Origin of the sequence: Herbidospora mongoliensis (genome assembly GCF_001570545.1) — a bacterium.
GTDB lineage: Bacteria > Actinomycetota > Actinomycetes > Streptosporangiales > Streptosporangiaceae > Herbidospora > Herbidospora mongoliensis.
In genome coordinates, this window is record NZ_BBXD01000015.1 from 1 (window position 1) to 12,312 (window position 12,312).

The 12,312-nt window shown below is 70.5% G+C and carries 13 protein-coding genes and 1 rRNA gene; 9 read left to right on the plus strand and 5 right to left on the minus strand.

Annotated elements, in window-relative coordinates; translation table 11 throughout:
* A 5S ribosomal RNA gene (rrf, locus tag AW272_RS21235) occupies positions 1–100 on the plus strand; the annotation flags it as partial.
* 79 nt (positions 101–179) lie between these two features.
* Here rrf and AW272_RS42240 read toward each other — a convergent pair.
* Positions 180–2,051 (minus strand): hypothetical protein, encoded by a 1,872-nt coding sequence (locus tag AW272_RS42240; RefSeq protein WP_157518696.1) that lies wholly within the window; start codon positions 2,049–2,051, stop codon positions 180–182.
* Here AW272_RS42240 and AW272_RS21240 point away from each other — a divergent pair.
* Positions 1,944–3,155, plus strand: coding sequence for a hypothetical protein (locus AW272_RS21240; RefSeq protein ID WP_245657677.1), 1,212 nt, complete (start codon positions 1,944–1,946; stop codon positions 3,153–3,155). The two genes, AW272_RS42240 and AW272_RS21240, sit on opposite strands and share 108 nt — an antisense overlap.
* On the opposite strand, the gene AW272_RS21245 is transcribed toward AW272_RS21240, so the two are convergent.
* A complete protein-coding gene (locus tag AW272_RS21245; protein ID WP_066367971.1) occupies positions 3,156–4,082 on the minus strand; it encodes an MBL fold metallo-hydrolase in 927 nt (308 codons plus the stop codon).
* Between the two features lie 100 nt (positions 4,083–4,182).
* Here AW272_RS21245 and AW272_RS21250 point away from each other — a divergent pair, with 100 nt between their 5' ends.
* Positions 4,183–4,575 carry a single-stranded DNA-binding protein gene (locus tag AW272_RS21250; RefSeq protein ID WP_066367972.1) on the plus strand — a complete coding sequence of 131 codons (393 nt, stop codon included), beginning with the start codon at positions 4,183–4,185 and terminating at the stop codon, positions 4,573–4,575.
* Positions 4,576–4,964: 389 nt separating this feature from the next.
* Here AW272_RS21250 and AW272_RS21255 read toward each other — a convergent pair whose 3' ends face one another.
* The gene (locus AW272_RS21255; protein ID WP_245657654.1) at positions 4,965–6,185 is read right to left on the minus strand and encodes a DUF1015 family protein; all 1,221 of its coding nucleotides are present in this window, start codon (positions 6,183–6,185) and stop codon (positions 4,965–4,967) included.
* 85 nt (positions 6,186–6,270) lie between these two features.
* Here AW272_RS21255 and AW272_RS21260 point away from each other — a divergent pair, with 85 nt between their 5' ends.
* Together AW272_RS21260 and AW272_RS21265 are read left to right on the plus strand one after the other, a co-directional pair.
* Complete coding sequence (locus AW272_RS21260; RefSeq protein ID WP_066367976.1) at positions 6,271–6,693, plus strand: tetratricopeptide repeat protein; 423 nt, start codon at positions 6,271–6,273, stop codon at positions 6,691–6,693.
* Positions 6,690–7,679: an HAD-IIA family hydrolase gene (locus tag AW272_RS21265; protein ID WP_218011007.1), complete on the plus strand. Its 990-nt coding sequence runs from the start codon at positions 6,690–6,692 to the stop codon at positions 7,677–7,679. The genes AW272_RS21260 and AW272_RS21265 overlap by 4 nt, the downstream gene beginning before the upstream one ends.
* A gap of 443 nt (positions 7,680–8,122) precedes the next feature.
* Here AW272_RS21265 and AW272_RS21270 read toward each other — a convergent pair whose 3' ends face one another.
* Both AW272_RS21270 and AW272_RS21280 read right to left on the minus strand, forming a co-directional pair.
* Positions 8,123–8,470, minus strand: a complete 348-nt coding sequence (locus tag AW272_RS21270) for an SCP2 sterol-binding domain-containing protein (protein ID WP_066367988.1) — start codon at positions 8,468–8,470, stop codon at positions 8,123–8,125.
* A gap of 927 nt (positions 8,471–9,397) precedes the next feature.
* On the minus strand, positions 9,398–9,814 hold the full coding sequence (locus tag AW272_RS21280) for a hypothetical protein (protein ID WP_157518697.1): 417 nt from the start codon (positions 9,812–9,814) through the stop codon (positions 9,398–9,400).
* Between the two features lie 94 nt (positions 9,815–9,908).
* Between AW272_RS21280 and AW272_RS42245 the strand changes: the two genes are divergently transcribed.
* The 4 genes from AW272_RS42245 (at position 9,909) to AW272_RS21295 (ending at position 12,299) form a co-directional block, all read left to right on the plus strand.
* Positions 9,909–10,100 (plus strand): hypothetical protein, encoded by a 192-nt coding sequence (locus AW272_RS42245; protein WP_218011008.1) that lies wholly within the window; start codon positions 9,909–9,911, stop codon positions 10,098–10,100.
* A 144-nt stretch (positions 10,101–10,244) separates the two neighbouring features.
* A complete protein-coding gene (locus tag AW272_RS21285) occupies positions 10,245–10,544 on the plus strand; it encodes a hypothetical protein (protein ID WP_066367994.1) in 300 nt (99 codons plus the stop codon).
* A 40-nt stretch (positions 10,545–10,584) separates the two neighbouring features.
* On the plus strand, positions 10,585–11,397 hold the full coding sequence (locus AW272_RS21290) for a TlyA family RNA methyltransferase (protein WP_066367996.1): 813 nt from the start codon (positions 10,585–10,587) through the stop codon (positions 11,395–11,397).
* Positions 11,394–12,299, plus strand: a complete 906-nt coding sequence (locus AW272_RS21295) for an NAD kinase (RefSeq protein WP_066367998.1) — start codon at positions 11,394–11,396, stop codon at positions 12,297–12,299. The genes AW272_RS21290 and AW272_RS21295 overlap by 4 nt, the downstream gene beginning before the upstream one ends.
* Positions 12,300–12,312 lie beyond the last annotated feature (13 nt).

Here is a 12,312-nt window from a genome sequence, read left to right on the forward strand (position 1 = left end):
AGGGGAAACACCCGGTTACATTCCGAACCCGGAAGTTAAGCCCTCCAGCGCCGATGGTACTGCACCGGGGACGGTGTGGGAGAGTAGGACACCGCCGGACAATTTTCAACGAAAGCCCGACCAGTATTGGTCGGGCTTTCGTCATTTCAGGGCAGGTCCGCATCACCTGCGAACACTTGCTAGGCTGGCGTAGCCGGGCCACCCTGATGAACGGGTGGCCTTCGTCGCGTCAGAGGAATACGCGACCCACAACAGTGCCCGAACCGCGCACCCCGCCTCGCAGCTGAGACGTAGATCCGTACGCGGTGGAGCAACAGAGGATCAAAGTGAACAGAGAAGACGGGCGTGACGGCGCGGGCCGTGGCGATGAGAGTAACGACCGACCGGCCGGTGGCCGGGACGGCGAGAGGAATGACCGCGGCGGTGATAGCCGCAGCGATGGACGCGGCGGTGCCGGCGGCCAGAACGACAGGGGTTCCCGCCCCTTCCGCGCGGACAGCCGAGGCGGCTCCCGCGATGAATCCCGTGGTGGCGGCGGCTTCGGCGGCCGTTTCGGCGTGCGCGACTCCGGCCCCCAGCGGTCCTCGGGTGACCGCGGCGATCGGCCGCAGCGTCCGTTCAGCGACCGGGGCGACCGTCCCCAGCGGCCCTTCAGCGACCGCGGTGACCGGCCGCAGCGGCCCTTCAGCGACCGCGGTGACCGCCCGCAGCGTCCGACCGGCGACCGGGGTGACCGGCCGCAGCGCTCCTACGGCGACCGCGACGACCGCCCCCAGCGCCCGACCGGTGACCGTGGCGATCGCCTGCAGCGGTCCTACGGCGACCGTGGTGACCGGCCGCAGCGGCCGTTCAACGACCGGGGCGACCGTCCCCAGAGGTCTTTCAACGACCGTGGTGACAGGCCCCAGCGCCCGTCCGGCGATCGTGGCGACCGGCCGCAGCGTCCTTATGGTGACCGGGGTGACCGTCCCCAGCGACCCTTCAGCGACCGTGGTGACCGCCCGCAGCGTCCGACCGGCGACCGGGGTGACCGGCCACAGCGCTCCTACGGCGACCGCGACGACCGCCCCCAGCGCCCGACCGGTGACCGTCCCCCGCGCCCTTATGGCGACCGTGGTGACCGGCCTCAGCGTTCCTTCAACGATCGTGGCGATCGGCCGCAGCGGCCCTTCAACGACCGTGGTGACCGCCCGCAGCGGTCCTTCGGTGACCGGGGTGACCGTCCCCAGAGGTCTTTCAACGACCGGGGTGACCGGCCCCAGCGTCCGTACGGGGACCGTGGTGACCGCCCTCAGCGGCCGTTCAACGACCGTGGCGACCGGCCTGGTTTCCAGAACCGTGACGACCGTCCGCCGCGTCCCGCCGGCGACCGCGATGACCGGCCGCAGCGGTCCTTCCAGGATCGTGGTGACCGGCCCCAGCGTCCGTTCAACGACCGGGGCGACCGGCCCCAGCGTTCCTATGGTGATCGTGACGACCGGCAGTCCCGACCGTTCCAGAACCGGGATGACCGTCCCCCGCGTTCCTACGGGGACCGGGACGACCGTCTGCAGCGGCCGCCGTACCAGAACCGGGACGACCGGCCCCAGCGGTCCTTCCAGGATCGCGGTGACCGGCCGCAGCGGCCGTCCGGCGACCGGCCCGTTTACGGTGACCGGGATCGGTTCCGCGCCGGGGATCGTCCGCAGCGGCCGTACCAGAGTCGGGATGACCGCCCTCAGGGGCCGTCCGGCGACCGCGGTGACCGGCCGCAGCGGCCCTTCAACGACCGCGACGATCGGCCGCAGCGGTCGTTCGGCGACCGTGACAGCCGGCCCTCCGGCGATCGTCCGCAGCGTAGCTACGGGGATCGGGATGACCGCCCGCAGCGGTCGTTCGGTGACGACCGGAGCGGCAGCCGCACCCGCTATGGGCGTGACGAGGAGCCGCAGCGCGAGAACGAGGTGCTGCCCGAGCTCGAGGCGGACATCACCGCTGACGAGCTCGACCGCGACGCCCGTTCCGAGCTGAAGTCGCTGCAGGGCGACGTCGCCGAGCTGGTGGCTCTGCACCTGGTCGCGGCGACGCGGGCGCTGGCCGCGGAAGACGTGGACAAGGCCTACGAGCACGCCAAGGTCGCGCGACGGTTCGCGGGACGCATCGGCGTCGTCCGGGAGGCGGTGGGCATCGCCGCCTACCACGCCGGACAGTACGCCGAGGCGCTCAGCGACCTGCGGGCCGCCCGGCGGATGACCGGGTCCGAGGCCTTCCTTCCGATCATGGCCGACTGCGAGCGCGGCATGGGCCGACCGGAGCGCGCTCTCGACCTGGTCAAGTCCAAGGAAGCCGAGAAGCTCGACCGGTCCGGTGCGATCGAACTGGCCATCGTCGAGTCGGGTGCCCGGCGCGACCTGGGCCAGCTCGACGCCGCGGTCGTGACCCTTCAGCGCCTGCCCGAGCTCCGCGACCCGAAGCCCCGCGAGTGGTCGGCCCGCCTGGCCTTCGCCTACGCCGACGCCCTCGCGGCGGCCGGCCACGCGAGCGCCGCGACCGACTGGTTCGGCCGAGCCGCCTCCTTCGACGGAGACGGCGAGACCGACGCGGCCGAGCGCTACGCGGAGCTGACCGGCGCCCTGATCGAGGACCTCGAAGAGGACGACTCCGACGACGAGGGCATCGACACCGAGACGGGTGCCGGTACCGAGGCCTCTGACGAGGACTCGGACGGCGACGACTTCGACGATGACGACGACTCCGACGACGAGCCCGCCGCGCATGTCGCCGGCGACGTCTCCGACGAAGACGACCTTGACGGTGAGGACGACGAGTCTCCGGCGCGTGCCACCGACGAGGTCTCTGACGAGGCCTCCGACGGAGACTTCGACGATGACGACGACTCCGACGACGGCGACTCCGGTGCACGTGCGGCCGGGAACGCCTCCGACGATGACTCTGACGACGAGCCCGCCGATGGCGTGGCCGACGAGGACGACTCCGACTTCGAAGACGACCTCGACGACGACGATGACGAGGAGCAGCCCACTGCCCCGGCGAAGGCGAAAGCCGAGCCTGTGGCCGACAGGAAGCCCGCCGAGGAAGCCAGTTTCGGACCGGCCTTCATCGAACCGAACTACGGCGACGTCCTCGACGGACCGCCGAGCAAGCCGGAGGCCTGATCAGGCCTCCGGGCGGTCGAGCCAGTGCATGATCCCCGCCAGGTTCGGCTCCGTGCCGCTGAGCATCTCGATGTGCTCAGCGGCCTTGTCGCCGGGAGTGGGCCGGGCATACCGGTCACGGGTGCGCTGGTCGACCATGGCCACGGCGTGGTCGAGGTCGAGTTGCTCGCCCTTCGCCTGCTTGGCCAGATCCACCCAGATCAGTAGTTCCTCTGCGGATCGCGCCAGAATCGATCCGACGTCGTCGACCGGGCCGTAGTGGCTGAAAAGCAGCCGCTGCGGCCCGAGCGCTTCGAAGAGGGCGATCGACGCCAATGCCGTGTCGAGATCGAAATCCGGCGGCGGCGTGGACGGCCGGACATCTCCGGTGTCGGGGATGTAGACCCCCGCCGCGTCCCCGACGTACAGATCACCCGTCAGCGAGTCGACCAGCCCGACGTGATGCTTGGCGTGCCCCGGCGAGTAATGGCTGGTCAGCTGCCGTCCGTTGCCCAGATCGATCGCCCCGGTGTCGCCGAGGGCGCGGATCCGGGCCGCGTCGGTCGGCTTCAGCATCCCGAAAAGGGTGTCCAGCCGATCACCCCAGACCATCCGGGCACTCGACATCAACCGTGACGGATCGGCCAGATGCCGGGCCCCTTTCTCGTGTACGACGATCTCCGCCTCCGGGAACATGCCGGAGATGTCACCCACGCCACCCGCGTGGTCGAGGTGAATGTGCGTCACGACGACCGTCGCGAGATCGCCGGGCCCGACGCCGAGCGACGCCAGCGCGTCCCGGACGACCGGCGCCGACGTCGACGTACCCGTCTCCACCAGGCATGGCCGGTCACCGAGAATCAGATATCCGGCGGTGATTCCGGCGTATCCGGCCAGTCGCGTGTCGATTTCATACACGTCTCCGCCGAGCGGGGTCACGTTTTCCACAGCTCACCTCATAGCGAGAACGGGTTCTCACAGAACGGCTTTCGACCAGCAGGGGCAGCAGCCTAGTCACCGACAGTGGTGCCCGAGAGAAGGGGATCACATGTCAGTTGATCAAATGGTGAGCGTCCCCGCCCACCACAACGAGGTCATCCTGGTAGGCCGTTTGTCCAAGGCCCCGGAGTCCCGCCTGCTGCCCAGCGGCGCCGAACTCACCCAATGGAGACTCGCGGTCCGCCGCCCCGTCCCCGAAAACGCCAAGGGCCGCGCCGACGCGATCGAGTGCGTGACCTACGACCCCATGGTCCGCGACGCCCTGACGGGCCTGACCGTAGACGACGTGATCGAGGTCCAGGGCGCCTTGCGCCGCCGCTGGTGGCGAGGCGGCAGCGCTTTCGAGGTCGAGGTCCGCTCGGTACGTCTGGCCCACCGGGCCGCCGTCGCGTCGTCCAGTCAGGGGGATACGGAGAGGGACCCGGAGGATCCGTCGGGGTGAAGACTGAGCCTGGCCAGGGTGCGCTCATCGCGGGTCGTGGCTCGACCGGCGCGCACCGGAGGATCAGCGACGGCTCGCGGCGCTTTCATCCCCGGTGGACGCGCCGGTCCAGCAGCAGGGCTTCGCCTCAAATCATGCAGGAGCGAGAGATCAGCAAGGGGGACAGCCGAGCGCGAGGGCGACGGGTCGAGCATGGTGATCTTCGCTGCGATGGAGGTCGGCTCACCTGCATGTTGGGCGACGGGAAGCTCTTGGTCCAGGGCCGATTGGGCATCAGTCCGAATTGCGATCGGCTGCGGCGTGCCGGGGATCCGCGCGGGCTCAAGCTGGTGTGGTGTCGGGCCGGCTGTTTCAGAGTCGCTCAGTTCGTGGCCCGGCTCTTGGGCTGGTCAGTCGGTGGCGAAGGTTCTCAGGACCAGGCCTGTTGCGGGCTTGGGGCTGAAGGAGGTCGATTTTCGTGGGACGCGTTCGCCTTCCTCGGCTACGGCGAAGACGTCTGTCGCGTTCAGAGGGCGCATCAGGACGGCGGTGCCGTTGCTCTCGTGGGCCAGGCGGGCGGCGGTGGCGTGGTCGTGGTGGACGATCTGGACCTGCTGTTCGTCGTCCTCGATGCCCCAGACCTTGGGGAGGAGGAACTCGTTCAGGACGGCTGTCTCCAGGGAGCGCCAGCGTTCTGACCGGTCCGTGGGCATGGCCAGGTTCAACTGGAGGGGGTCGGGGTCGGTGAGGAGGTGGGCGGGGCCGCCTGCCGTCACCACGTAGGCCGGGCCCTTGGCGTCGGCCAGGGCGGTCAGGGCTTCGTCGAGGTCGGGGTACTCGTGTACCTGCCAGGCGCCCTTGGCGCGGGCGACCGCTTCGCTGACCGGGAGGTCGGGGATCACGCGGTGGATCGCCTTCAGGTCTGGGGGGTAGGCGGTCGAGTCGACGAGGTAGGCGAGGCCGCCGTCCCAGGGGCCGGGTTCGTCGTGTTCGGCCTGGAGTTCGCGGTAGGTGGCGTAGCGGTGGTGGCCGTCGGCGATCATGGCGCGGTGGGTGGCCAGGTCGGTGGCGATCTTGTCCAGGTCGGCGGGGTCGGTGATGGCCCAGAGGCGGTGGCGGGTGGTGTCGTTCAGGGTGACGTCCACCAGTGGGGTTCTCGTCGCGGCCACTTCCTCGACCGAGGCGGTGGCGGGGCCGTTGCCGGCGTACAGGAGGAAGATCGGTTCCAGGTTGGCCTGGGTGGTGCGCATGAGGGCCAGGCGGTCGGCCACGGGGCCGGGCATCACGTTCTCGTGGGGGAGGACGGCGTCGGAGCCGACTCCCACGGCGCCGATCAGGCCGCGCTGGACGAAGCCGGGGGCGCTCTGTTCGTACACATAGAGAGCGGGGGTCTCGTCGGCGGCCAGGATTCCCTCGCTGAACCAGGTGGCCAAGGCGTCGCGGGCCTCGGAGTAGTGGCCGGGAAGGATCAGCCGGACCACGTTGTTCGGATGGGCGTCAGCCAGCCGCCGGGCTTCGGCGGGGGAGATGAGGTCATACGGCGGGGAGGTCACGGCGCTCAGGTCGTCGGCCGTGTACCGCACGCCGCGGAACGGGCGCAGCACCAGTCCCGCCCGTTCAGATCTCTCCATATCGGGCATGCTGCCATAAAGGCCCAGACTCCCCACTGCCGCGGTGCCCGGTTGGAGTCGAAATCGGAAAGCAGGAGGCCCTCGCGTGACCGAGCATGATCAGAATGGAGCGGGAGATGCGTCCGGCGGCCCGTCGGGCGATGTGTACGAGTGGTACCAGCGCGGTGTGAAGCTTCTCGCGGAGGGCAGCCCGGCTGCGGCGGCGGCGCTGCTGGAGCGCGCGGCCGGTGCCGAACCCGAGGCCCGGAGCATTCGCGAGGCGCTGGCTCGGGCCCAGTTCAACTCGCGGCGGTACGAAGAGGCGGCAACCAGCTTCCGCTGGATCGTCGCCGCCAACCCGGCCGAAGACTACGCCTACTACGGTCTCGGTATGGCACTTTGGCGAACCGGCGACATCGAAGGCGCCCAGGAACCCCTGGCCGTCGCTGTCGCGATGCGTCCCGACGAACGTAACTACGTCTCCGCCCTCACCCAGATCCGGGCGACCCTGCGCGCGAGGCGCGCGTGAACCACCTGCTCGACGCGTACGACACCCTGCTCCTCGACCTCGACGGTGTGGTCTACCTGGGACGGCACGCCGTCCCCGGCGCACCGGAGGCGCTGGCCCTGGCCCGGGAGCGGGGGGTACGCCTGGCTTACGTGACCAACAACGCCTCCCGCACCCCGGCGGCGATCGCCGAACACCTGACGCACCTCGGGGTGCCCGCCTCCCCCGAAGACGTGGTGACCTCCGCGCAGGCCGCCGCCCGACTGGTGGCGGAGCACGTGCCCGCCGGGTCTCCCGTGCTGGTCGTCGGCGGGATGGGCCTGCGGTCCGCGCTCCGCGCCCACGGGCTGCGGCCGGTGAGCACCGCGCTGGAGGGGCCGGCGGCGGTCGTCCAGGGGATCTGGGACGGGATCTCCTACGGGCTGCTCAGTGAGGGGACCCTCGCGGTTCGCGGCGGGGCGTGGTTCGTGGCGGCCAACCAGGACAGCACGATGCCGACCGACCGGGGCGAGATGCCCGGGAACGGGTCGATGCTGAAGGTGATCGTGACCGCTACCGGGGTGACACCGGTGGTGGCGGGGAAGCCGGAGCCGCCGCTGCACCGGGAGTCGATGATCCGCACCGGGGCGCAGCGGCCCCTGATCGTCGGCGACCGTCTCGACACCGACATCGAAGGGGGCAACAGGGCCGGGGTCGACAGCCTCTTGGTGCTGACCGGGGTGGCCACCCCGCTCGACCTGCTGACCGCGGTGCCGGTGCATCGGCCTACGCACGTGTCGGCTGACCTGTCCGGGCTGCACCAGCCTGCCGCTTCGGCGCGGCCTGTCGACGGTGGATGGGAGTGCGGGGGGTGGCAGGCGTCCTGGGACGATGGGCGGCTGCGGCTCGCTGGGAGCGGGGATTCGATCGACGCGTTGCGTGCGGCATGCGCCGCCACGTGGGCTGGCGTGGGAGATGGGCGAGCCGAGGAGGACGCGGTCAAGCCCGCGCTCAAGGCTTTGGGATAGGCGCGGCGGGAAGAGCTGTTCGGTGGCGGATTCGCGCCGCTCTTGGCCATGGGCGTTCGCGGCGGTCCCGCTACGGACTTCGGGCTTGAGATACATGCTGTGGCGGCGTGGGTGGCTTGGTGGCCCGCGCCGCTTCTGGTTTTGGTCGGGTGTGGTGGGGACGGGTCGCTGAATGGCCAATCCGCGTCGTGCTCCCCGCTGTGGAATATGCGGGGAAGAGTTGCTCGGGGGTGAACTCATGCTGCGGGTCGGGCCTTGGGCGCGGTGGGCTGGGTTGCTCGATGGCGTAGGCGCGGGGAGTCGCTGAGCTCGCATTGACATGTTTCGTCGCGCGGAATTGTCGTCCGCGCGACGTTTCTGTCCGGCGAGAGCTTTTGGGGTTGAGGGGGCTCGGGAGCTGGATTTCGGGGTGGGTTTGGCGGGGGCGTACTGGACGGGGGTTTTCAGAGGAGGCGGCGGAGGCGGAGGAGGTCGCCCAGGCTCGCGTCGATTTTCACTCTGCCGCCGAAAAGGGCGCGGGCCATGTCGAGTTCGCCGTTGACGAGGGCGATGAGGTCTTGGCTGCCCAAGGTGAGTTTCACTTCGGCGGGGTGGCCGTCGGCCGGGGGGATGTCGGTGAAGGGGTCGAGGCCGTCGCGGTGAATGCGGCCGTAGAAGGTGACGTTCAGGTCGGAGATGCGGCATTGGACTCTGCGCTCGACGACATGTTTGGCGCGGTCGTCGGGGCTGATCTCGTGGAACTGCTCGCCCAATTTGTCCAATGCGGCACGGCATTCTTCGATCGTCGCCATGCGTCATCCCCCTTAAGCCAGGACCGGTCAAATGCCCATCTACCAACGGACGGTAGCGTTCAACCTGAGTACTACGCGAAATCTGGCACGTGGGGGCGTGTCAGGTGACAAGGGGGTTCGCATGGTGTTCCACACGCTGCGTGGCATCGTACAGATGGCCACGTCGCTCACCGAGACGGCCACGAGCAACGCTCGCGAGGCCGTCATGGACATGCTCGACACGGACTCGCCGCGGTCTGCCAAGAGGCGGCGGTCGTCCAAGGGGATCGGGGGGATGGTTCGGTCGGGTGCCGACCAGGTGCTCGGGGTTTTCGACCTCGCGCGGAAGGGTGAGGTCGATCGGCTTCGGACGCAGGTCCGCGAGCTGCAGGGGCGTAAGAAACCCGGCAGCCGGGCGGGCGGGTCCCGGTCGCGTACGACCACCCGCGCCTCGGCCGCTTCGGCGTCGACGGCACGGGGGATGTCCGCCCGGCTGACGAGGGCGGCGGCCAAGGCGGGGCGGACCATCTCGGCCATCGCCGAGAAGGCCACTTCGGCGACTGCCGAGAAGAGCGCGGCGGCCAAGAGGGCCGCTTCGGGAACCGCGTCGCGTTCGTCGGCTTCCGGCCGGAAGACGGCGGGAGCCCGTTCGGGCGCGGTGCGGAAGGCTGCGACGGTTCGTACCGCCGCATCGCGGAAGGCTTCGACAGCCCGTACTGCGGCTTCGCGCAAGGCTTCGACGGTGCGCGCCGCGGCTTCGCGGTCGGCGGCTGGTCGCGCTGCCGCTTCGGGTTCGTCGCGGTCGGTTTCCGCGTCGCGGACCGGGTCGGCGTCGGCGTCGGCGTCTCGTTCGTCGGCGGCTGGTCTGGCTCGTCCCGCGGCTTCGCGGGCCGCGACGGGTCGTGTCGCTACGTCCGGGTCGGTACGGAAGGCGACGGGTTCCGCTCCTCAGGCGTCCCACAAGGCGTCCGTGGCCGGCCTTTCCGCGGTGTCCGGTTCGAAGCGGAAGGCGTCGGCGTCGCGGTCGGCGACCGGTCGGTCCACGGCGCCTGGTGCGGTGCGGAAGGCGTCGGCGTCGGCTTCACGGCCTACGACGGGTCGTTCCACGGCCTCCGGCGCGGTGCGTAAGGCTGCTGCCTCGCGTTCGGCGTCGGTGTCTCGTTCGGGGGCCTCGCGTTCGTCGGCTACCGGTCTGGCTCGTCCCGCGGCTTCGCGGACCGCTACGGGTCGTGCCGCGACGTCCGGGGCGGTGCGGAAGGCGGCGGTTTCGCGTTCCGCCGCCGCCAAGACCGCTCGTACCGGGTCGACGGCAGGCAACCGGATCGCCAAGGCGGAGAAGGCGGCGGCGCGGATCGTCAAGGCCACCGGTTCCGCTCGGGTGGCGCGGGCGGAGAAGATGGCCGCTCGGATGGCGCATGCCGTCGGTACCGCTCGCACGCCGGCCACGGCCGCTTCGCGGATGGCCAAGGCCACCGGGTCGGCTCGGGTCGTGAAGGCCGAGGCCCGGGCGGCCAAGGCGATCGGGGCGGCGTCGCACGCGGGTACCGCTGTGGCGGCCAAGCTGTCGAGTGGTCCCGCCAAGAACGGTAAGAAGGCCGCGAAGAAGGCGCTGGCCAAGAAGCCGGGCAAGAAGGCAGGTAAGAAGGCGTAGGGCCGCCGCGCGAGCGACGTCGTCGGCTCGGTCCGCTACCGTCAAGGCGGCGGAGCGTCAGCGGCCCGAGTTCGACGCCTTGTTCTCGGGTGCCTCGTGAGGCGTTTCGGGCCAGGGCCGCGTATCTGACACCGGAGGGGGCGCATGACCGAGATGAACTCGGCCGGCGGTGGGGAAGCCGCTGGGCCGGTGCAGGCCGCTGTGATCGCGGATGCCGGTTCGCCGGCGGACGTCATGGCGACCCCGACGAAGAATGTGGTGCCGGCCGTTGCCCCGGCCGGCACCCGACCGCCCGGCACCCCGATCGGCCTCGATCCCGAGGCGGCCGTCCGCGCCGCCGTCGAACGGCTCGCGGAGGTGCCGGTCGCGGCCCATGTCGAGGTGTACGAGCAGGTGCTCGGCACATTGGAGGAGACCCTTGCCGCTGTGGACGACCGCACGTGACGATTAGACCCCCCGCCGACAATCCCCCCAGAGGTATCCGTTGAGTCAGCGCCGCCGTCTCGACAGCGAGCTGGTACGACGCAGGCTGGCCCGTTCGCGGGAACAGGCCGCCCAGCTCATCGAGGCGGGCCGGGTCACCATCGGTGGCCAGCCCGCCTCCAAAGCGGCCACCCAGGTCGACACCGCCGCCGCGATCGTGGTCGCCGAGGCCGCAGAAGGGCCCGACTACGTCTCCAGGGGCGCGCACAAACTGATCGGCGCCCTCGACGCCTTCACCGACCTCGACGTCTCGGGGCGGCGCTGTCTCGACGCGGGCGCCTCGACCGGCGGGTTCACCGATGTGCTGCTGCGGCGGGGCGCGGCCCGGGTGCTGGCGGTCGACGTCGGTTACGGGCAGCTCGCCTGGTCGCTCCGCACCGACGAGCGGGTCACCGTGATGGAGCGCGTGAACGTCCGCGACCTCACCCCCGAGATGGTCGGGGAACCGCCGACGCTCATCGTCGGCGACCTGTCGTTCATCTCGCTGCGGCTGGTGCTGCCGGCGCTGACCGGTGTCCTGGCCGAGGGCGGTGAGCTGGTCATGCTGGTCAAGCCGCAGTTCGAGGTGGGGAAGGAACGCGTGGGCGCTGGAGGGGTCGTACGCGATCCGGAACTGAGAGCCGAGTCGGTGCGCGACGCCGCGGCGGCGGCGCAGAAGCTGGGGCTCACGGTCAAGGGTGTGACGGCGAGTCCGTTGCCGGGGCCGTCGGGCAATGTGGAATATCTGATCCGGCTCGGGAAGGGGCCCGGTCACGAGGCGGTCGCCGATGTGGCCGCCGCCGTCGCGCTTGCCGTCGAGGAGGGGCCCCGATGACTGACGGCCGATCGGTTCTGATCACCACCCACACCGGGCGCGATGCCGCCGTCGAGAGCGCCCGGCTGGTCATCGACCGGCTCCTCAAGGAGGGGCTGAAGGTCCGGGTGCTGGCGGACGAGGCCGAGGAGGTGGCCCGGCAGGGAGTGGAGGTCGTCCCGGCAGACGAGAGGGCGGCCTTCGGCGCCGAGATCATCATCGTGCTCGGCGGCGACGGCACGCTGCTGCGCGCCGCCGAGATCTCCCGCCCCACCGGTGTGCCGCTGCTGGGCGTCAACCTCGGGCACGTCGGGTTCCTCGCCGAGGCCGAGGTGGAGGATCTCCACGTCGTGGTCGACCGGGTGGTCGACGGGAGGTTCGAGGTCGAGGAGCGCATGACCATCGACGTCACCGTCCGCAACGGCAGCATCCTGGCACGCACGTGGGCGCTCAACGAGGCGTCCGTGGAGAAGCGCGACGGCATGCTCGAAGTGGTCGCGGAGATCGACGGGCATCCGCTGTCCCGCTGGGGCTGCGACGGCGTGATCTGCGCGACGCCGACCGGATCGACCGCCTACGCGTTCTCCGCCGGAGGCCCCGTCGTGTGGCCCCAGGTCGAGGCGCTGATGGTGGTCCCCAACAGCGCCCACGCGCTGTTCGCGCGGCCTCTGGTGGTCGCGCCGACCAGCTCGATCGCCATCGAGTTGCTGGCCACGACCCACCCCGGCGTCCTGTGGTGCGACGGCCGCCGCCGCTTCGATCTGCCGCCCGGCGTGCGGGTCGAGGTCCGCAAAGGCACTCATCCGGTACGTCTGGCGCGCATGCTCGGCGTCGACTCCACCGGTGTCCCGTTCACCGACCGACTGGTCGCCAAGTTCGGCCTTCCGGTTGAGGGATGGCGGGGTCGAGTCAGGCCCTCGTGACTCGAAAATCTTG